At 68.6% G+C, this 18,881-nt stretch carries 17 protein-coding genes, 1 tRNA gene and 2 pseudogenes; 9 read left to right on the top strand and 11 right to left on the bottom strand.

Annotated features, from left to right (window positions below; translation table 11 throughout):
* The first annotated feature begins 13 nt into the window (after positions 1-13).
* On the top strand, positions 14-790 hold the full coding sequence (locus tag EV376_RS14010; RefSeq protein WP_130323410.1) for a RhlG family 3-oxoacyl-ACP reductase: 777 nt from the start codon (positions 14-16) through the stop codon (positions 788-790).
* Positions 791-893: 103 nt separating this feature from the next.
* Here the strand turns inward: EV376_RS14010 and EV376_RS14015 are convergent, their stop codons facing one another.
* On the bottom strand, positions 894-1,325 hold the full coding sequence (locus tag EV376_RS14015; RefSeq protein WP_007457244.1) for an SsgA family sporulation/cell division regulator: 432 nt from the start codon (positions 1,323-1,325) through the stop codon (positions 894-896).
* A gap of 294 nt (positions 1,326-1,619) precedes the next feature.
* On the opposite strand from EV376_RS14015, the gene EV376_RS14020 reads away from it, so the two are divergent.
* Both EV376_RS14020 and EV376_RS14025 read left to right on the top strand, forming a co-directional pair.
* Positions 1,620-2,177: a TIGR02611 family protein gene (locus EV376_RS14020; protein ID WP_130328650.1), complete on the top strand. Its 558-nt coding sequence runs from the start codon at positions 1,620-1,622 to the stop codon at positions 2,175-2,177.
* 50 nt (positions 2,178-2,227) lie between these two features.
* Positions 2,228-2,299: transfer RNA gene (locus EV376_RS14025), tRNA-Val, on the top strand.
* A 75-nt stretch (positions 2,300-2,374) separates the two neighbouring features.
* Here the strand turns inward: EV376_RS14025 and EV376_RS14030 are convergent.
* The 3 genes from EV376_RS14030 to EV376_RS14040 all read right to left on the bottom strand — a co-directional run bounded on the left by EV376_RS14030 (position 2,375) and on the right by EV376_RS14040 (position 4,907).
* Positions 2,375-3,595 (bottom strand): site-specific integrase, encoded by a 1,221-nt coding sequence (locus EV376_RS14030; protein ID WP_130323412.1) that lies wholly within the window; start codon positions 3,593-3,595, stop codon positions 2,375-2,377.
* Positions 3,595-3,792 carry a MerR family transcriptional regulator gene (locus tag EV376_RS14035; RefSeq protein ID WP_130323414.1) on the bottom strand — a complete coding sequence of 66 codons (198 nt, stop codon included), beginning with the start codon at positions 3,790-3,792 and terminating at the stop codon, positions 3,595-3,597. Before EV376_RS14035 ends, EV376_RS14030 begins: the two co-directional genes overlap by 1 nt.
* A 221-nt stretch (positions 3,793-4,013) precedes the next feature.
* Complete coding sequence (locus EV376_RS14040; RefSeq protein ID WP_130323416.1) at positions 4,014-4,907, bottom strand: aminoglycoside phosphotransferase family protein; 894 nt, start codon at positions 4,905-4,907, stop codon at positions 4,014-4,016.
* A 324-nt stretch (positions 4,908-5,231) separates the two neighbouring features.
* Here EV376_RS14040 and EV376_RS14045 point away from each other — a divergent pair.
* Positions 5,232-6,423, top strand: a pseudogene (locus tag EV376_RS14045) (helix-turn-helix domain-containing protein).
* Positions 6,424-6,760: 337 nt separating this feature from the next.
* Entirely contained in the window at positions 6,761-6,979 is a 219-nt protein-coding gene (locus tag EV376_RS30875) for a hypothetical protein (RefSeq protein ID WP_130323420.1), read from the top strand.
* 321 nt (positions 6,980-7,300) lie between these two features.
* Here the strand turns inward: EV376_RS30875 and EV376_RS14060 are convergent, their stop codons facing one another.
* Positions 7,301-8,101, bottom strand: coding sequence for a CHAP domain-containing protein (locus tag EV376_RS14060; protein WP_130323422.1), 801 nt, complete (start codon positions 8,099-8,101; stop codon positions 7,301-7,303).
* A gap of 474 nt (positions 8,102-8,575) precedes the next feature.
* Between EV376_RS14060 and EV376_RS14065 the strand changes: the two genes are divergently transcribed.
* Positions 8,576-10,840 carry a tetratricopeptide repeat protein gene (locus EV376_RS14065; protein ID WP_165438002.1) on the top strand — a complete coding sequence of 755 codons (2,265 nt, stop codon included), beginning with the start codon at positions 8,576-8,578 and terminating at the stop codon, positions 10,838-10,840.
* A 21-nt stretch (positions 10,841-10,861) separates the two neighbouring features.
* Here EV376_RS14065 and EV376_RS14070 read toward each other — a convergent pair.
* Positions 10,862-11,107 (bottom strand): annotated as a pseudogene (locus EV376_RS14070) (transposase); the annotation flags it as partial.
* Between the two features lie 543 nt (positions 11,108-11,650).
* Here EV376_RS14070 and EV376_RS14075 point away from each other — a divergent pair.
* Positions 11,651-12,400, top strand: coding sequence for an alpha/beta hydrolase (locus EV376_RS14075; RefSeq protein ID WP_130323426.1), 750 nt, complete (start codon positions 11,651-11,653; stop codon positions 12,398-12,400).
* A 308-nt stretch (positions 12,401-12,708) separates the two neighbouring features.
* Here EV376_RS14075 and EV376_RS14080 read toward each other — a convergent pair whose 3' ends face one another.
* Together EV376_RS14080 and EV376_RS14085 are read right to left on the bottom strand one after the other, a co-directional pair.
* Positions 12,709-14,250, bottom strand: coding sequence for an IS1634 family transposase (locus EV376_RS14080; RefSeq protein WP_486482899.1), 1,542 nt, complete (start codon positions 14,248-14,250; stop codon positions 12,709-12,711).
* 110 nt (positions 14,251-14,360) lie between these two features.
* On the bottom strand, positions 14,361-15,143 hold the full coding sequence (locus tag EV376_RS14085) for a methyltransferase domain-containing protein (protein WP_130323428.1): 783 nt from the start codon (positions 15,141-15,143) through the stop codon (positions 14,361-14,363).
* A 168-nt stretch (positions 15,144-15,311) separates the two neighbouring features.
* Between EV376_RS14085 and EV376_RS14090 the strand changes: the two genes are divergently transcribed.
* The gene (locus EV376_RS14090; protein ID WP_130323429.1) at positions 15,312-15,806 is read left to right on the top strand and encodes a GNAT family N-acetyltransferase; all 495 of its coding nucleotides are present in this window, start codon (positions 15,312-15,314) and stop codon (positions 15,804-15,806) included.
* Between the two features lie 69 nt (positions 15,807-15,875).
* Here the strand turns inward: EV376_RS14090 and EV376_RS14095 are convergent, their stop codons facing one another.
* The 3 genes from EV376_RS14095 to EV376_RS14110 all read right to left on the bottom strand — a co-directional run bounded on the left by EV376_RS14095 (position 15,876) and on the right by EV376_RS14110 (position 18,373).
* Complete coding sequence (locus tag EV376_RS14095; RefSeq protein WP_130323430.1) at positions 15,876-16,304, bottom strand: carboxymuconolactone decarboxylase family protein; 429 nt, start codon at positions 16,302-16,304, stop codon at positions 15,876-15,878.
* Positions 16,305-16,960: 656 nt separating this feature from the next.
* Entirely contained in the window at positions 16,961-17,902 is a 942-nt protein-coding gene (gene yidC, locus EV376_RS14105; protein WP_130328651.1) for a membrane protein insertase YidC, read from the bottom strand.
* Between the two features lie 189 nt (positions 17,903-18,091).
* The gene (locus tag EV376_RS14110; protein WP_130323431.1) at positions 18,092-18,373 is read right to left on the bottom strand and encodes a DUF6412 domain-containing protein; all 282 of its coding nucleotides are present in this window, start codon (positions 18,371-18,373) and stop codon (positions 18,092-18,094) included.
* Positions 18,374-18,518: 145 nt separating this feature from the next.
* Between EV376_RS14110 and EV376_RS14115 the strand changes: the two genes are divergently transcribed.
* A complete protein-coding gene (locus EV376_RS14115) occupies positions 18,519-18,851 on the top strand; it encodes a hypothetical protein (RefSeq protein WP_130323432.1) in 333 nt (110 codons plus the stop codon).
* Positions 18,852-18,881: the final 30 nt, after the last annotated feature.

Consider the following 18,881-nt stretch of genomic DNA (forward strand, 5'->3'; position numbering starts at 1 on the left):
GAGGGGATGGGCGATGACGGATCTGTTCTCGGTCGGCGGCAAGACGGTCCTGGTCACCGGCGGCTCCCGAGGCATCGGCCTGATGATCGCCGAGGGCTTCGTACGCGCCGGCGCACACGTGATCATCTCCTCCCGGAAGGCGGACGTCTGCGAGGCGGTCGCCAAGGACCTGTCGACGCGCGGCCGCTGCGAGGCGATCCCCGCCGACCTGAGCACCGACGCGGGGGCCGAGGGCCTCGCCGCCGCCGTGCGGGAGCGCTACGACCGGCTCGACGTGCTGGTCAACAACGCGGGCGCGACCTGGGGCGCGCCGCTCGAGGCGTACCCGGAGAGCGCGTTCGACAAGCTCTGGGCGGTCAACGTCAAGGCCGTCTTCCGGCTCACCACCGCGCTGCTGCCCACGCTGCGCGCGGCGGCCAGCGCCGACGACCCCGCCCGCGTGATCAACATCGGCTCGATCGACGGCATCCGCGTGCCGTGGATGGAGGTGTACGCGTACTCGGCCACGAAGGCGGCCGTGCACATGCTGACCCGCGGCCTCGCCCACCAGCTCGCCGGCGAGCACATCACCGTCAACGCGATCGCGCCCGGCCCGTTCGAGAGCAAGATGATGGCCTTCGCGCTGGACGACCCGTCGTCCCGGGCCGCCATCGAGCAGCAGGTGCCGCTGGGCCGGATCGGCCGCCCGGAGGACATGGCCGGCGCGGCGATCTACCTCTCCTCGCGTGCGGGCGCCTACCTGACGGGCGCGGTGATCCCGGTCGACGGCGGCATCACCACCCGCGGCTGAGCACCACCGGAGGCGGGAGGCTGCCCGCGTACCCCCGGGGTAGCCGGAGCCGCGCGGACTCGGCAGATCCGCGCGGCCCCGTCTGGCCGGTTTGACCGGGTTTTCAGCGACCGGCGAGCAGCCGGTTCACCGCTGTGTCGACGTCCAGGTGCTCGGCCTCGCGGCCGCGCGGGACGACGACGTAGGTCCGCCGCAGGAAGCGCACCAGGACGCTCCGCGGCACCTCGAACAGGGCGTTGCCGTCCGGGGACGACAGCGCCAGGGCGACGAAGTCCCCGCGCGGGGTGGCCCAGGGCCAGACCCGCACGTCGCCGATGCCGGCCGGCTCATCGAGGCCGGTCACCAGCAGTTCCCGCGCGAACGACCAGCTGACGGCCTCGCCGCCGGCCGATTCGGCGTGGAACAGGACATGGACCGCATACGGGTCAGCAGGGTCGTATCGCAGACTGGCCCGCACCGGCAAGGCCGTGGCGTCAGGTGCGACGAGCCTTAGCGACGTCTCGACCTCTACGGTCGTCGGTCGGATGACACTCATGGACGTTCTCCCCCCGGCACCGCTGCGGAACGCGCGTGTCCCGCTTTTCCCATACTCAGGTGCTGCTCCTAGCTACGCTCCGCCATACGCTGACTTCACCCAGTGGTGGGAAGGACGTCGGAAAGCCTTCGAGAACATGAAGATTCTTGTAGAATTTCCGGTTCTACCCAGTCCGCGGTGCCGCCCGGCATCGGGTGGTTCAGTCGTCGACTTACTCCGGTAACGTCCAGTCGACGGTTGCAGTGACGGGCGCGCGCCACACTGGGGGAGGAAATGGTGACGAAGCGATCCTCAGTGGATCCGGTCACGCCGCCAGGCCCGCCGATCATCGCGGCCGGGGCAGCCGAAAAGCGGGGGTACGGGGTGCCGAACGAGCAGCGCGACAGGCCCGGACGGCCGGCGCAGAAGGAGAGCGCGCCGACCGGGGGCACGACGCTGGCCGTCCGGCGGCAGCCGCCGCGTTGGCGCCGGCGGATCTCGATGACCCTCGCGCTCATCCGGGCCAACCCCACCGGCCGGGTCGCCCTCAAGATCTTCATCGCGGTCGCCGGCGCGCTCGTCGTCACCCTCGGAATCGCGCTGATCCCGCTGCCCGGGCCGGGCTGGCTGCTGGTGATCGCCGGCCTCGGCATCTGGGCGGTCGAGTATCACTGGGCGCGGCGCCTGCTCACCTTCACCCGGCGGCACGTCCACGGCTGGACCGAGTGGGTCAAGCGCCAGTCGCTCGGGGTGCGGTTCGTGATCGGCTCGGTCGGCCTCGTCTTCGTGTCGACCGTGGTGTGGCTGTCACTCAAGTACAGCCTCGGCATCGACGTGGTCGCCCGGGCGCTGCACTACCTCGCGACGCACTGAGGCCCGGTTTTTGGTCGGGGCCGGCGATCGGGTAGAGTCGTCGGCGCTGAGGGCGATTAGCTCAGCGGGAGAGCGCTTCGTTCACACCGAAGAGGTCACTGGTTCGATCCCAGTATCGCCCACGCAGGTAGAAGGCCACTTCCCGGTTTCGGGAGTGGCCTTTTCGCTGCCCGTACAGCAGCTAAATACAGCAACGGTCATGTGCCGAGGGAATCGCCGAGGCGCTTGAGAGCGTCGCGGGTCGCCTTGGACGAGACCTGCGTGTAGATCTCCATCGTTACGGAGAAGCGGGCGTGGCGGAGGACCTGCATGGCGACTCTGGGATGGACGTCGAGGTCGGCCAGGAGCGTGGCGCAGGTACGGCGGGCGTCGTGGACGGTGATCGGCTTGACGCCCGCTTTCTCGCACCTCGTCCGCCAGGAGCGCTGGAAGTTGCGCGGCTCGATCGGTGTGCCATAGCGGGTGGTGAATACGAGGCCGGTTTCCTGCCATGCCTTGCCGGCGGCTGCTCGTGCTTCGTCGCGTTGTTCGCTCCGCAGCTTGAGGGCGGTCAGGCAGATGTCGGGCAGGGGGAGCGTGGCGTCGGACGCCTGGGTCTTGGTGTTCCGATGGAGGAGCTGGCCGCGTACGCGTTGCAGTTGGCGGCCGATGGTCAGCTCTCCGGCGTCGAGGTCGACGTCTGCCCAGGTGAGCCCGAGCGCTTCGCCCTTGCGTAGGCCGGTGACGAGGACCAGGGCGTAGGCGGCGTAGAGCGGGTCCTCGTCGGCGCGGGCGGACTCCAGGAACCTACGGGCCTCGTCGCTCGACCATGACTTGCCCCGGCGGCGGCGGACCGTGGCCAGGGTGACCGGCACGGCGGGGTTCTTGGCGATGAGGTCTTCGGCCTGAGCGTGGGTGAGGGCGGCCCGCAGCGCGGCCCGGATGTCGCTGACCGTGCGGGTCGACGGGACGGCCTGGCAGCAGCGACCGACGGCGCAGCAGCGCCGCTTGTGCTTCGGGCGGGCGGCGTCCTTGCCCTGGGCGCAGCACTGGCAGGTCCGGGCCACCTGGTTGATCCAGGTCTGCACGTCGCGTGACTGGAGCCGGTCGAGCCGCTTGGCCCCGAGGCCGGGGGCGATGTAGCGGCGGACGAACGTCTCGTAGGTGGCGTAGGTCAGGGGTGCCCGGTTCGGCTGGATGATCTCGGTCAGCCAGTAGGTCAGGAAGCTGCCGACCGTGGGGACGCTGGTCGCCACCGGACCCTGCTTCGCCTGTTGGTGCAGTTTGATCCACTTGTCGTGGACGGCCTCGCGGGTCTTGCCGTAGACGTACTCGCGGGTGCGTTTGCCGTCGGGTTTGCTGACCCAGGCGTAGGCGGCGTAGCCGTTGCGGTAGGGGAAGATGGAGCCTTCGCCGTTGGCTCGGGCGCGTGCGGGCATCAGGCTGCGTCCTGGCGTTCGACCTGGTTGCGGATGTAGTCGTCGACCCATTCGGGGAGGATGCGGCGGTACTTGCCGTCCTTGATGGAGCGCGGTTCGCCGGTGGCGATCTTCATCTTGACCTTGGAGATGTCGAAGCCGAGCAGGACGGCGACCTCGGCGGGGGAGTACCAGCGGGGGGTGAGGTTCTGGCTCATGCGGCGGCTCCGGTGAGCCAGGCGTCGTGGGCGAGTTCTTCCCGGCCGATGCGTCTGCTCTCGCGTCGCTGAGCGGCCATCTCCGAGACCTGCGACTTCGACAGCTGCTGGCGACGACGTCTGCCAGGTGACAAGGCGTGGTCGGTCCGATGACCAGGCCGGCCGGTGCCCCCTTACCTGTAGTTGGTGAACCGCAAGGGACCTGGGCGCCATCCGACCCTTTACGGTCGGTAGGCGGCGAGACGCTGGTCGGCCCAAGCCGTGTGGCGGTTGCGCAAAGTTGCGGCGGTCAGGTCGGTGCGGCCGAGGTGGTGGTAGTTGGGCAGCCAGGTTTCGACGGAGTGGTGCGAGTTCGTGAGGGCGAACAGGTCCCACAGCGCCAGCTCGCGGACGGCTTCGCCGGCCGCTTCCTGGTACGCGTACAAGAATGTCGTGGCCGCGTCGGGGCCGTGTAGCAGGACGAGATCGAGCCGGCACCAGCTCACGTCGAAGCCGCGTGGCGCCTGCGATGCGCCGGACCAGTCGACGATGCCGGTGAGGGTGCCGTTGTGCCAGAGCACGTTGCCTGACCAGAAGTCGTAGTGCGTCAGAACTGGGCTTTGTTCAGTGAGGCGGTGACGGTGGTTAGCAAGGATCGCCGCCGCTGGATCCGAGCGTTCGGCTCGGGCGGACGATGCCGTCGCGGCCGCCATGCCGTCGCGTAGCCCGGCGAGCTGAGCGAGCGACACGGCGTGGAGGCGGGCGAGGGTCCGTCCCAGTTGGGCGGCTGCGGCGTGCGGAGAGGTCGGCGTAATGTCGGCGCGGCCGGGGAGCCGGCTTATCAAGACGGCGGGTTCGCCGAAGCGGCGTCCATCGGGGTCGGCGTCCAGCAGCCGAGGCGCCCAGCCGTCGAGGCCGTCGAGTGCCGCGAGCACGTGGGCCTCCTTTGCGGCGGCCATGTCGCCGGGCGGGAAGCGGCGAAGCACGATCTCCGCGGTGTTTCCGGTGATCGCCAGCAGGTGCGTGGCGGCATGGGTCCCGCCAGCCAGTCGCCGTACCGTCCGTATCGAGGCACCCGGGCCAGCGACCTCGGCTGCCCAGGAGAGGGCGGCCGGCGGTGGTTGCTCCTCGAGCATCGGGCCACAATGCCCCACTGACGGGCTTGACCGCCACCCGCAATGGGCTACGCGTACGAAAGCCTGCGAAGCATCGGTTGCGGCAGCGGCGACCTGACATCAGTCGTTGACATCAACGGTGGCGGCCGACGCCGGACGAGTGCGGACGGGTGTCGCCTCGGAGCCGAATCCGGTGGACGTCAACGGACGCTGCGACTCCTGTCGGAAGCGCCTTACAAGCGAGAGGTCGTCGATGCGCGGCGTACCGGGGGTACCGCCGACAGCGGTGGCTCGCTGGGTCGCAGCCCGGCGAGCCTGCTTGAACCTTCAGCTTGGAGCGGCGCTATGGCCTCATCCGTCGACCCTCGCTTCGGCGTAGCTTTGCGTGAGTTCCGGGAGCGGCGTGGTCTGTCGCTTCGATCTCTCGGGCAGCTCGCCCATCGGAGTAAGAGCCATCTGCACGAGCTGGAGACGGGGCTCAAGGCTCCAACGGTCGATACGGCGCGCCACCTGGACCGGATGCTCGACGCGGGGGGCATGCTTGCTTGGTCGATGCGCCGATTGACCATGCGGCCGAAGCCGGGGAGCTGCTGGCGAGAGTTGCCGCCAGCGATGTCAGTAGCGACGTGCTCGACCGGATCGAGCAGGGTGTCGATGACCTTGCCAGTGCCTATCCAACGATGGCCCCGGCTGACCTCTTGCCGTTGGTGCGGCGGCATCTCGTCTATGTCGGGCGGTTGCTGGATGGGCGGGTCACGCTTGCTCAACGACGACGTTTGTTGTTGCTGGCGGCTGGTTGGCGGTGCTGCGGGCCACCGTTCACATTGACCTGCGACAGCGGCATGCGGCGGCTGCCCACTTGCGGGTCGCTCGTGATCTTGCCGAACATGCTGAGCACGCCGAGATCCAGGCCTGGTGTCTGGAAACCCGGGCCTGGGACATGTTGACACAGGGCGACTATCGGACGGCACTCGATCTTTCCCGCCAGGCTCAGCGGGTCGCCCCGAGAGGAAGCTCTGCCCGCATTCAGGCGACTGCTCAGGAGGCTCGTGCGTGGGCGCGGATGGGGGACGTCGGTGCGACTCGGCGAGCGTTGGACCGGGTGGAACGGCTGACGGCGAATTTGCCCCTTCCTGAGCGAGCCGAGCACCACTATCGCTACGACCCGGCCAAGGCAGCGGCGTACGCGGCCACAACGTTGTCCTGGGCGGGTGACCCCGGTGCCGAGCAGGTAGCGCGGGCGGTGCTGGCCGACCTGGACCCGGACGGCGATGGGGGAGCGCGGCCCCGCCGGTCCGCGTCGGCCCGTCTCGACCTTGGTCTTGCCCTAGTCGCCGCCGGGCAGCCGGACGAGGCGGTCGCTCTCGGGGCGCAGGCTGTGGCGTCCGGGCGTGTAGTGCCGTCGAACTGGTGGCGGGCTGCAGAGTTGCTGACAAAGGTGGAGCAGACGGGATTGCCAGAGGCAGCGACATTCCGCAACCTGTGCACCGAGTACGCCCCTGGACGTCGACCACCAGCGGACAGCACAGTCGGTTAGCGGACAGTCACCTTCTGGCTCGATGATGTGCGCGGCGTGACGCTGGTCCTCACTGCACTCGGGCGCGGATCAGTGCACATCAGCAGGTGTCCCCTCCGCGCCCTCGACATGGAGGGCCGGACACATGACGTTGGTTGTTGAACTCCTGCGGCGGATCGTCAGCCGGTACTTCCCGTCCGCCGGCTGTCCCCGGCATCGGGCAGCGCATCCAGGCAGGGGAGCAGGAGGCAGCTCGGCGGCGGCTGTTGGATCAGGCACGACGCAGACAGCACCACCCGACAGCGAACGGTGGGCCGCTCAACCCTGACTCGGCGGCGCGTCTCGGGGAGCACGGCGAATGACCGTCCACGGGCCGGTGCTGCCCATCTGGAGTTGCGGCGGATGTGGCGCGCCGTGGCCATGCCCCACCCGTCGCCGCGAGCTGCGCGCGGAGTTCGAAGACGCTCCGGTGTCCCTGTCTCTCTACATGGGGGCACAACTCGTTCGCGCCACCGCCGACCTGACGTGGGCTCCCGCCGGCACGCTGCATCGACGGTTCCTCGGCTGGATGCGGTGAGCATCCTTCGACCCGGCGACGAGAAGTTCCACTACAGCGACAGCTCCCACAAGTGGATTCCGCCGGACCCCGATCAAGGCTTAACGAAACAGCGAGGCTAACGCGACCGACCTGCTTAACGTGAACGTAGCAGCAATCGCGTTACCGGTTGGGCGAATCCGTCGAATCATCAGTCTCGATGCGGTCGAGCGAGCCGCGATCCGGCGATCTAGGGCAAGCGGAAGGCGGGCCCGGTACCCCCGCGTCGCCAGGTCCGTGCCGTTCCACTACGGGCAGGCGCGTTCTGGGCGAAGCGGGGGACCGGGCTTCACCGGGGTGCCGTTACGGATAGATGAATACGCTGAAAGCTCCGGGCGACACGGTGCGCGTCCCGTACTTGCACCGGCTGGCCCAGTTGTACTCCTCGATCACATATGTGCCGTCGGTGTTCACCCTCGACACATAGGCGACGTGGCCGAGAGGACCGGAGTTGGAGACCGCAACCGAGCCCACCAACGGCATTGAGCCCTTGGCGATCCCCTTGCCGGCGGCCCGGTCGTCCCATGCGTTGGCGTTGCCGAGCCCGCTGAGGTTGACGCCAAGCCGCTGATTCGCGCGGAAAGCGACGAAGGAGGTGCACTGGCCCATGGTGTAACCCCAGATGTCACGGCTCCCCGAGCCGCCTCCGACATCCGGGCACTGGCCCCGGTGCGGGTAGTCGTCGACCCTCGGCTCATCGCACAGGCTCGGCTGGCTGACCACCTCAAGGTAGGCCCGGCTGATGTACTTGCGTTTCGCGATCTTGTACCAAACCCGCGAGGTCCCCCTGGTGCCGGTCACGGTCTCACCGTAGGTCACGCAGGTGACGGTCACCCGGGTACCGCGAGCGATGCTCCCGTTGGTCGCGTAGTAAGCCGAGTGCGGTCCCTTGCGGATGTTCAACGACGTGTCTGGCCAGGCGATGACCGTGCCGCTGACCTGCGGCTCGTTGTCCGCGTCGGCCTCCGAGGCCAGGTGGGGCTCGGCGACCGGCCCGGCCCCGGCGGCTGCTGTTGGCTGAAAACTCAGCAGCACAAGGGAACCGGTGACCACAGTCAACAGCCACCTCCAGCCGCCGCGCGGCAGGGCAACAGGTTTTCTCATGCGGCGATGCTCCTTCCGTTACGATCCACCACGTTCCACGCGGAGATCAACAGGTGATGCGCCCTTGGGTTTGTCCAATCGCGACCGTGTCTTAAGCGGATCAAAAGGCGCTGGACTCATCGTTTAGTTGCGCCACCCGGTGAACAACCCCAGAATCTGCATCTGATCGCTCAGAAGATCGATCGCCTTCGACAACGGACGGCCACCGCCACAGCGCTTGCCCGCCACCGCCGGAGTTGACGGGCGGATCGGGTCGAGGTCGGCGAGGGAGGCACGATGGAAACGCTCAGCGACGTGTTGGACAGCGCCATGCGGCGGGCCGGGGTCGGTTCGCAGACGCTGAGCAAGCTGACCGGCGTCCCGCGGACGGCGATCGACAACTGGCGCGAGGGCAGGGTACGCCGCCCCAGGCACTGGCGCCCGCTGGTGCGCATCGCGCGGGTCCTGTCCCTGTCCACCGAGCAGACCGGGGCCTTGCTGGCCGCGGCGGCGTACCCGGACGTGGCGGAACTCGCCGGTAGCCTCGCCCCGGGAGATCCGGACCGGGAACATCTGCACCCGTGGCTGCCCCGGCCGGAGGTGCAACCGGTCCACCAGCTCCGTGCGCCCGCAGGCGACCTGGTCGGCCGCGCCGACGCCCTCGTCACCCTGCTCGACGCGTTACGCCCGGCCGATGCCGCGGCGATTTGCGGGGTACGCGGGATGGGCGGCGTCGGCAAGACGGAGCTGGCCATCCTGGCGGCAAACCGGTTGCGCGACGAGTTCCCCGACGGCCAGCTCATGCTCGGCATGAACGGGGCCAGTGCGTCCCCGATGCCGCCGGCTCAAGCGATCCGGCAGGTGATCCGCGCGTTCGCCCCGGACGCTCAGCCTCCCGACGACCTCGACGAGCTGCAGCGAAGGTACTGCGCGACGCTGAGCGGGCGGCGGGTGCTGATCCTGGCCGACGATGCCAGCGATGTGAACCAGGTCCGGCCGTTGTCGCCGCCAGCCGGGTGTGCCCTGCTCATCACCAGCCGGCAACGGTTCTCCCTGCCCGGGATGACAACTGTCGATCTTGAGCAGCTCACCGAGGCCGAGGCGGTCCAGCTGCTGCGCGGCATCTGCCACCGGGTAGCCCCGGCGCAGGCTCGGACGCTGGCGCGGGCGTGCGGATACCTCCCGCTGGCGCTGAGGATCAGCGCCAGCGCACTGCACAACGATCCGGCTCTGGCCGTCTCCGACTACCTGGCCGCGCTGGCGGACCGACGGCAGCGCCTGGCGCGGCTGCGCGACCCGGACGACGTCCAGCTCGACGTGGCCGCATCGCTGTCGCTCAGTTATGCCGGGCTCGATCCGCCGACCCGGTCGGTGCTGCGTCAGCTCGGCGTGTTCACGACGGACTTCGACGCCGAGCTGGCCGAGGCCGTGGTCCAGGAGGAAGGCGCCGACGTCGTCGCCGCGCTGCACCTGCTGCTACGCCGCAACCTTGTCGGCTACGACCCGGCCCGCCGACGGTGGCGGCTGCACGACCTGATCCAGGACCTTGCCCACCGGTACCTGACCGAGGCCGGCGAAGCAACGGCGGTCATGTGGCGATACGCCGAAGCCGCGGTGCGTTCAGCCGCCGCGACCCAGCGGCAGTTCCACTCCGGCGGGCCGCAGACCGGGCTGGCACTTGCCCGCTTCGACGCCGACCGCCCACACCTTGACGCGGCGCGCGGCTGGGCGGCGGCGCGCGCGGGTGAGCAGCGCGCCGACCGGCTGCTCGTGGCGGAGGCCGAGGCGTCGAACAGCATCGGTTTCCTGCGCTACGACCATCGTGGCGAGATCACGCCGCAGGTGCACCGGGCCCTGGCCGCCGCGCGGCGGCTGCGGGACCGGCGAGCCCAGGCGATCGCGCTCAACCGCCTCGGTCGCCTGCACGTCGACCTGGGCGAGGTCAAGCAGGCGATCACCTGCCTCCGCGCGGAACTCGACATCGTCCGGCGCGACAACGACCACGCCGGTGAGGTGCGGGCGCTCAACGGCCTGGCGATCGCCTACACCCAGTCCGGCGACTTCCGCCGAGCGATCCAGCTCAACCGGGAACAGCTGGCCCTGTGCCGGCGGCTCGGGGACCGATCCGGAGAATCCAAGGCACTGTGCAACCTCGGCCGTTGCCGGCACAGCCTGGGCCAGACCGAGCAGGCTCTCTCCTATTTGGAGCCCGCTCTGGCGATCATGCAGGACCGCGGCGACCTGTATGGGGAGAGCGTCGTGCAGTCCAACATCGGCTGCGCCTACCACGCCATGGGCGACGCCGATACGGCGATGGCGCACCTCAACGCCGCCTGCACCATCGCCCGCGGCATCGGCGATCGCCACCTCGAATTGCAGGTCATGGGCGACCTGCCGCCGGTGTCGGCCGCGCTGGGCAAACCCGAACAGGGCATCGAGCACGGTCTGCGTGCCCTGGCCATCGCGTGGGAGATCGGTGCCCGCCAAGGCGAAGCCAAGGCCCTGCGCGGACTGGGACTTGGCTACCGGACGCTCGGCGACATACCGCGGGCGCGGGCAGCCTTCGAGGAGGCGCTGTGCGTGCTGCGCGCCGTCGGCGACCGGTGTGGCGAAGCTGAAACCGGCTGGGACATGGGCCTCCTGCTGATCCGCCACGACCGTGACCGTGCCCTTTCACTGCTGCGCTCGGCCGTGGCCTACCAGCGCAAGATAGGACATGTGCAGGCAGCGGAACGCGCGTCGCTGCTCGATCAGCTGTAGCGCGGGCGCCTTCTCCGGATTGCCGCAGGCGGTCAGCGGCCGTAGGAACGCCAGCCAGCCGGCGCCGTCCTCGTCGGAGGCGACGTCCAGACCCAATACTTCGCGCCCGTCGTCGGCGTTGACCCCGACCGCGATCAGCGCGTGGACGTTGACGGTGCGGCCCGCTTCGCGGACCCTCATCGTCAGCGCGTCGGTCCACACGAACGTGTAGTGCTCGCTGTCGAGGGGCCGGTTGCGGAACGCCTCGACCTGGGCGTCCAGATGGGCGTCGGAGGCCGATCGCGAGCGACCAACGACGACCACTGATGACGACGTCTGCCCAAGTGACAAGGCGTGGTCGGCCCGTACCCTGACCATATGTTCGAGGTCCTGTTCGTGTTGGCCGCTGTGGTCGCTACCGTGCTCGGAATAGTGGCGGTGCGCAGAACGCGGGTCAAGCGATTGAAGGGGCCGGGGGTCAGCCCCTACGCCGACGGATGGTGGGTCGCTGGGCACGGCCACAGGAGTGACGATGACAGTGCCGACGGGAGCGGCGGCGGCGGGGGCGGAGGCGAGTGACGGCTCGCCGGGAGGGCGGCTGACGCCGGAGGGCGGAGCCGTGGTGGTGCCACACTCCGCCAATGGGGTCATGTGCTTTCGCACTCGTGGACATCCGGCCGCACGGCCGGTGACTTCGCCGACGATGACCGCGCCCAGCAGGCAAGATCCGCGGTAGCTTTACTTTGGACCGGAAACGGATAAGCAACCCCACGGTGCGTCGAAGGGACCTCCACTCATGCGAGCGAGTGGGCTGCCGGAAGGTGATGTTGAATGAATACGACTCCTGATACGTCGGGCCAGAAGCCAGGGCTGCCGACTGTTGTGCTCGTGCATGGGGCGTTCGCCGACTCGTCCAGCTGGAATGGGGTGATCGCTCACCTCAAGCGTCGAGGCTACCCGGTCATGGCCGTCGCCAACCCGCTGCGCGGCGTGCAAGAGGACGCCGCTTACATTCGCTCGATTCTGGACAACGTGGACGGTCCGGTCGTGATGGCCGCTCATTCGTACGGGGGGTTGGTGATGACCGAGGCCGCCGATGGCGCCGCCAACGTGAAGGCTTTGGTGTACATCGCCAGCATCAGCCCGGACGTCGGCGAAAGTGTGATCGACCTGGTCATGAAGTATCCCGGGAGTCAACTCGGCACTTCCATCAAGATGGTTCCCTTTCGTCTCCCCGATGGGGGCACGTCCATGGAGCAGTACATCGAGCAGGACAAGTACCCAGCGGTGTTCGCTGCCGACGTCGCCCCCGAAGTCGCCGAGTTGATGGCGGTGACGCAGCGGCCGGCTGCAGAGAGTGCCCAGACCGGGTCCGTGACCAAGGTCGCCTGGAAGACGATCCCGTCGTGGACTCTGGTCAGTACGCAGGACCTGGGCATTCCGCCGGACCTGCAACGCTTCATGGCCCAGAGGGCTGGGTCCACCACGGTCGAGATCGACGCGTCTCACGCCGTGGCGGTCTCGCAACCCGGCCCGGTCGCAGACTTCATCGACACCGCCGCCCGCGCCACCACCGGCTAGGTGTGCTGTCCAGGTAAGACGTGCAGTGCCAGCAGATCAGCAAGAATTCTGCAAGAAATCTGGTGCCATCCGCCGTTGAGCGGCGCATGAGATCGAGCGGCCGGTTCATCCATTGCGTTCGGTCTCTGGACCAGACGATTGAGGTTAGTTCCTGCCGCGACTGCGCGGAGATCCGGTCCCTGTCCCTTTTTGCTGCCCTTGCCGCCTAGCTGACGGTGGCGGCGGTGAGGAAGAACGTGACTGCGTAGGTGAACCGGTGTGCTTCGACGGCCTCATCGAACTGCTCTTCGAACCTGAGTTGGGTCAGATTAGTGCGCACCGGGGCGGCTGTGGACGCGGTCGAGGACGCTATGCAGTTCGTCGGATAGGGGGTCCGCGGCGGTGAAGATGTGGGCGCCGGCCTGGATCTCGATGGTGCGGTAGCGGCGGGTGGTGCGGACGAACTTCTTGATCGACCAGCCGGTCCGGTCTTCGATCCAGCGGCTGACCGCGAGGGCGGCGAACACGATCGTGAGGTGAGCTTCGATTGATTCGCGCTGGTGGTGGTAGATCGGTCGGGCTTGCAGGTCGTGTTTGGACATGCGGAACGACTTTTCGATCTGGAACAGCCGGTGGTAGGCGTCGATCACGAACTCGGCCGTCACGGGGGTGCCGTCGGGGCAGGCGGCGAGGTTGGTGACGTAGCCCTTCAGACCAGCCACGGCCCGGGCCTTGGCCTCCAGAGCCCGGTTGACCGTGCGGGTGCCGCCGGAGAGCTGGACGAACCGGTTGCGCTTGACCGTCGTCTTCCCGGCGACGGCTTTCTCGGCCTTGGCGACCTGCTCGTCGATGCCGCGCAGGGTCCGCCGGGCACGGTCAGCCCGGTACTGGTAGTAGATGACGTGGTCCCGCCGCCGGTCAGCCGGCCCGGCGGGCCAGGGTTGGGTGAAGATCTGCCCGTCGTCGATGTCCTGGTCGGGGTGGGCCTCGCGCCAGGTGGCGACGACGTAAGGGACCTCGGGGATCCGGGCGCCGAGGATGAACGACAACCCGGCTTCCTCGATCGCCTTCTGGTTCGCCGCTGACACCATGCCCGCGTCGGCCACGATCGTCACGTCGGGCAGCCGGTGGGCGGCCATGAACGCGCGGATCGTCGGCAGCATCGTGGTCGTCTCGGCCTTGTTGCCCTCGAACGCGTTGACCATCAACGGGAATCCAGTCGCATCGGTCAGCAGACCAATCGTGATCTGCGGATCCAGGCGACGTTCCTTGGAGAACCCAGGTTCGCGGAACCCGTCGCCAGCGTCGGTCTCGAAGTACAGCGTCGACACGTCGTAGAGCACCAGACTGGCCGGACCCAACCCCGCATGAGCGGCGCACGCCGCAGCCAACCGCTGTCGCCACGACTCCTGCGCGAACACCGGCAGGCGTCGTGTGACAGTGCGATAGGACGGCGGTGACACCCCGACCTCATCGAGGACCCGCAAGGAATCGAGCTTGCTGGTCGGCTCGATGATCCGCGCCAGCACCAACTGCCGGAACACCTCATCCCCGCCGGCGGCCTGAGCGAACCCGAGCGTGTCGTAGGCATGCGACAGGGCATCCCACAGGTGCCCCATCCGCGACGCCGTGATCGGCAACGGCCCACCCGCCGATGCCGATCCTCCCGCCGCAGTCAAGCCGAGGTCGAGTTCGCCCTGGCCAGCGACCATCCGCTGCCGGGCGGCCGCCTTCAGTACCTCCAGCTCGGCATCGTCGTGCGCCGACCCGATGTGCTCGATATCCCGCGCCCCGCGCCGCGAGGAGTACACGATCTGCACCGCCCTCGCACCCGAGGCAGTCTTCACCGTGCGCACGTACGGGGACACCAGTCCACCCTACGGCCCGGATTAGTGCGCAGATTCCGCCAAGACAAGGACCAAACCCGCAAGTCAGCGCCCCATCAACTCGCTGACGGCCAGAACGTGGCCCAAGTCAGGGCCTAGCTGACGGTGGCGGCGGTGAGGAAGAACGTGACTGCGTAGGTGAACCGGTGTGCTTCGACGGCCTCATCGAACTGCTCTTCGAACGCACGAGCTTCGGCGGGGTCGAGTGCGCCGCGTTGCGCGGCTGTGGCAGCCCAACTGCGGAGGCCGAGAACGTTGTCGACGGCCGCCGGGTTCCGGACCAGCAGCGTTCGGGGCTCGACGGTGACGTCGACCAGGCCGTGTGCGGCGAGAAGGCCAGCGTGTTGATGTGCCAGGTTGCCGTTGCGGAGGAGGACATCAGCCCGGAACCTCAGCACGCGCCGGGCCAAACTTTGATCGGCGATGTCGAGCACCTGAGTGTCGTAGTCGGGGTCCGCGAGGACGACGCGACCGCCCGGCCGCACGACCCTGATGAGTTCCTTGATCGCGGCGTGGGGATCGGCGAGATGTTGCAAGGTGCGATCGGCCGATGCGCCATCGAAGGAGTTGCTGAGAAACGGCAGGTGATGGGCGTCGGCGACGGCGCATTGGGTCAGGCTGCGGGCTCGCATGGCAGCAGCCATGGTCAGCGAGCGATCAACGGTCGCCACCTTGACTTCGTGTTCATCTCTCAGGTGGGCTGCGCTTGCCCCTGTTCCGGCGCCAACCTCGACGTAGCGACGGCCGGGCGCGGGACGGAGTAACTCGCGGAGCCGCTGCCGGTATGCCTGGTAGAAGGGCTCCTTGCTGAGACGGTCGAGTACGCCGACCCACGAGTCTGGGTCTGACTGGCGGTCGACGTCGGTGAAGCCATGCATGATCTACAATCTATTGCGGCGGCACTGCTACCCGACAGCAACCGCGCTGGACGGCGGAGACCGGCAAGCGTCGAGACGGATGCTTCGCCGTCCGACCGGGCCTGGTCGGTACACCGTGGCAGCGGATACCGGATTGCCTGCTCGCCGCGCCTGCGGAACCCTCACCGCGTGATCAATACCCGTGTGCTCGGCGAGGGCGACTGGAAGATGTGGCGGGAGCTGCGGCTCGCCGCGCTGGCGGAGGCCGGGTACGCCTTCGGCGCCCAGCTGGCGGACTGGCAGGGCGACGGCGACCGCGAGGAACGCTGGCGCGGGCGACTGGCCATCCCCGGCTCGTACAACATCCTGGCCCTGCTCGACGGTCAGGCCGTCGGGATGGCCAGCGGCGTGCCCACCGACCACGACGGGGTCGTCGAGCTGATCTCGATGTACGTGGCACCTTTGGGACGTGGCCGAGGCGTGGGCGACCACCTCGTGCGGGCGGTCGAGCAGTGGGCCCGGCTGGCGGGCGCGCGGACGCTGCGGCTGGCCGTCGCGGAGGGCAACACGGACGCCTGGGCCCTCTACCGGCGGAACGGCTTCCGTGACACGGGCGAACCCGGCGACCTCATGCCCGACGGCGTGCGCCGCGAACATGTCATGACCAAGAGCCTCGTGGGTTAGCGGTGGGCCCGCGCGGTTCAGGGTTTCCAACCGCGCAGCGGTAGCCAGCGAGCGGAACGTTGCGCTGGCTCACCCGGGAGGCGCCGTCGTGGGCATGGCACCCTCGGCGAGCTTGAGTCGCGTCCAGATGTTCATGTTGATCACAACGCCCACGATCTCCAGGATCTCGTCCTCCGTGAAGTGCGTCGCCAGCCTGTCGTGTGCCTCCTGGAACCGGTTGTTGACGGTGGCGTCGGCGGCTCGGGTCAAGGTCTCGGCATAGGCCAGCGCGGCTCGCTCCCCCTCGGTGAACAGGTGCGTCTCCCACCACGCGGTGAGGGTCTCGACCTTGGACGGCGGGATGTCGGCGGTCCGGGCAGCGGCGTGGTGCACCAGAAGGCAGTAGCTGCAATTGTTGATCTGCGCGACGCGTAACCGCAGAAGCTGGGCCAGGGCCGGGTCCACCTGGAGGGTGGCGGTATGGCCGAAGGCTGCGGCCCCGGCAGTTGCCAGAGCCATCAGGTGCTCGTTTGCCGTGGCGTCCAGTCGGACGTTCGGGATCCTGGTATCCAAGAGCTGACCTCCTGTAGGTCATAACGACTGTCCCCGACCGATCGCGCGGTCGCGCCGGCTCACCGGTTGAGGACGCGGAAGCGCAGGTGGACCGCCTTGCCGGTGCCGACCGGTTCGGCGGGAACGAGCCGGAGCCGGCCGCCACCGATGTGCTCGAAAAACCGGGTGCCGAGTGGGTCACCACGAACACCGGGACCCGCGCGGGACCGGACGGGCCGTCCGCACCCCACCACGGCAGCGACATGTCGTACGTGCGCCGGCCGGTGATGATCGCTCCCACCCCGGCGCCGCCCCCACCGAGAACCTCCCGGTCGCGGTCGTCGCCATCGAACGCCCACTCGTGCAGCACCAGACCGCCCTCGCCCATGGGCTCTTCCGCGGAGACGTTCGCCGTGTTGACGAACCCATCCAGAGACATGCTGATGTCCACGATGACCTTGCTCATTTCGGGCCTCCTCGCTCATGCAGCGCGCTTTCACCTACGGGTCGATTCGGCACCGCCGCAGGTCGACATTCCGCCGCGCCGGACTTGAGATGACCTGCACCACAGTGCGCCCGGCGCCGGCCCGACGGCCGACGGGCAGTGGCGAGGCAGCTAGCTGCTAGCGCTTGGCCGCACCGCCCTTCTTCGGGTTGACCGGCTTCGCGCCGACCTTCGGCCCCGGAGGCTTGACCGGCGAGTCTCTCCCGTCGCCGGCTTCGGCCGTGGCTTCCGGTTCGCCCCTCTGCTCGTCCGCACCGGCCCGCCGGCTTCCGGTCGGCGGGTATCTGCGCAGCACCCACGTTTGCTGACCGAGCGAGAAGAGGTTCGTGGTCACCCAGTAGATGATCACGCCGATCGGGAAGATCAGGCCCGAGATGAGCAGCGAGAACGGGACGCCGTAGAGCATCAGCCGCTGGACCAGCTTCTGCTGCGGGTTATCGGCCCACCCCGCCTTCAGGATCATCTGGCGGCTGGTCAGAAACGTCGTGCCGATCATCGCGACGATCAGGATCGCGGCAACGACCTGGACCGTGGTGCCGTCGGCGTTGAGCAGGGACAGCTCCTGCGGCGTGGACCTACCGAAGCTGGCCGCGATGGGGGCGCCGAACAGCTTCGCCGACGAGGCGCTGTCGAACTGGGCGACCGTCCAGCCGTACAGCGTCTTCAGGTGTTCGGGCATCGTCGGCTTCAGGTGCCGCAGCACGTGGAACAGGCCCAGGAACACCGGGATCTGCACCACCATCGGCAGGCAGCCCATCAGCGGGTTGGCCTTCTCCGACCGGTACAGCTCCAGGAGCTCCTTCTGCAGGCTCTCCCGGTCGTCCTTGTGCTTTTCCTGGAGCGCCTTGACTCTCGGCTGCAACTCCTGCATCGCCCGCTGGGACCTGATCTGTTTGACGAAGAGCGGGAACAGCATGGCCCGGACGGTCAGCACCAGGAAGACGATGCCAAGCACCCACGACCAGTTGGTTCCCAGCACAGGCGCGTCACCGAACAGCCGGTGCCAGGCGGCATGCCAGAACAGCAGGATTCCGGAGCTGGCCGCGTAGATCGCTCCCATCAGCGTGTCGACGAGTGCGCTCACGACACGGCCCTGGTGATGAGTGGAGACACGACGACGGAAACCCCGTCGATCGACGAAATGGACATGGAACACCCCTCGGAGGACGACCTGTGACTGACGAGGACAGAAAGCAGTCATGAGCGGTCGCCGACGAGCGGTGGAGACGAGCGGAGAGAGGGTGAGCGCTCAGGCGACCGCGAGCGCGGTCGCGGGGGCTCTGGGGCGCGATCGGCCGGCGGCATCAGGGTCGCGATGGCGGGGTACGCCCGTCCGGCCGGCCCGCTCCCGCAGAACCCGGCGAGTGACCCGTACCCCGGGATCGGCTACCACCGGCCGGCGCAGGATCGACGCGGCGAGCATCAGGGCCAGCAGCACCCCGGTCGCGGCAGCCGTGCCGGCGAGCAGACCTGCCGGGCCCACGTCGGTCAGCACACCGACGAGGTGCCAGAGCAGGCCGATCCCGATCACGCCACAACCATAGCCGGGGCGTGCACGCGCTCGGAGCGTACGGCCTGTTGCGCGCCCGCCACCGCAACCCTCGGTGCTGGAGCGGGGCGGGACCAGACGGACCGGAACGCGCGGCACCGGCGGGAAGCACGGTAGCCTCGGACGGGTGCGGTTCATCGCGTTCCTGGCCGTCGCCATCGTCGTGCTGGCCGTCGTCCTGCTGGTTTCCGCGGCCGTGACGGCCGGCGCCCGACGCCGAAGCCTCGCTTCGCAGATGTCCGCCCGTTGGACGGTGCGCCACTACGCCATACCGGGGCGGGGGCACACGGTCGTCGGGGTCACCCTGATCGACGCGGACGGCCGGATGCACGGTGAGCATGTGGTCGCGCGCATCCCGGACGACGCCCAGGACTGGCAGCGCGACTTCCTCGCGGCCCGACAGGAGGCTGAGGAGCGCGCGTTCCACCTCAACCGGGACCGCCCGCCGATCGAGGGCTGAACGGCCCCCGCCGAGCCGCGGCGGGCCGGG

This window comes from Micromonospora sp. CNZ295 (assembly GCF_004217535.1).

What these genes read in the sequence shown, in the direction of transcription:
- EV376_RS14040 (WP_130323416.1), bottom strand. Translation starts at nt 4,907, where the DNA reads ATGCTCGAGGAGCAACCACCGCCGGCCGCCCTCTCCTGGGCAGCCGAG.
- EV376_RS14035 (WP_130323414.1), bottom strand. Translation starts at nt 3,792, where the DNA reads ATGAGCCAGAACCTCACCCCCCGCTGGTACTCCCCCGCCGAGGTCGCC.
- EV376_RS14015 (WP_007457244.1), bottom strand. Translation starts at nt 1,325, where the DNA reads ATGAGTGTCATCCGACCGACGACCGTAGAGGTCGAGACGTCGCTAAGG.
- EV376_RS14030 (WP_130323412.1), bottom strand. Translation starts at nt 3,595, where the DNA reads ATGCCCGCACGCGCCCGAGCCAACGGCGAAGGCTCCATCTTCCCCTAC.
- EV376_RS14010 (WP_130323410.1), top strand. Translation starts at nt 14, where the DNA reads ATGACGGATCTGTTCTCGGTCGGCGGCAAGACGGTCCTGGTCACCGGC.
- EV376_RS14075 (WP_130323426.1), top strand. Translation starts at nt 11,651, where the DNA reads ATGAATACGACTCCTGATACGTCGGGCCAGAAGCCAGGGCTGCCGACT.
- yidC (WP_130328651.1), bottom strand. Translation starts at nt 17,902, where the DNA reads ATGGGAGCGATCTACGCGGCCAGCTCCGGAATCCTGCTGTTCTGGCAT.
- EV376_RS14095 (WP_130323430.1), bottom strand. Translation starts at nt 16,304, where the DNA reads ATGGCTCTGGCAACTGCCGGGGCCGCAGCCTTCGGCCATACCGCCACC.
- EV376_RS14085 (WP_130323428.1), bottom strand. Translation starts at nt 15,143, where the DNA reads ATGCATGGCTTCACCGACGTCGACCGCCAGTCAGACCCAGACTCGTGG.
- EV376_RS30875 (WP_130323420.1), top strand. Translation starts at nt 6,761, where the DNA reads ATGACCGTCCACGGGCCGGTGCTGCCCATCTGGAGTTGCGGCGGATGT.
- EV376_RS14060 (WP_130323422.1), bottom strand. Translation starts at nt 8,101, where the DNA reads ATGAGAAAACCTGTTGCCCTGCCGCGCGGCGGCTGGAGGTGGCTGTTG.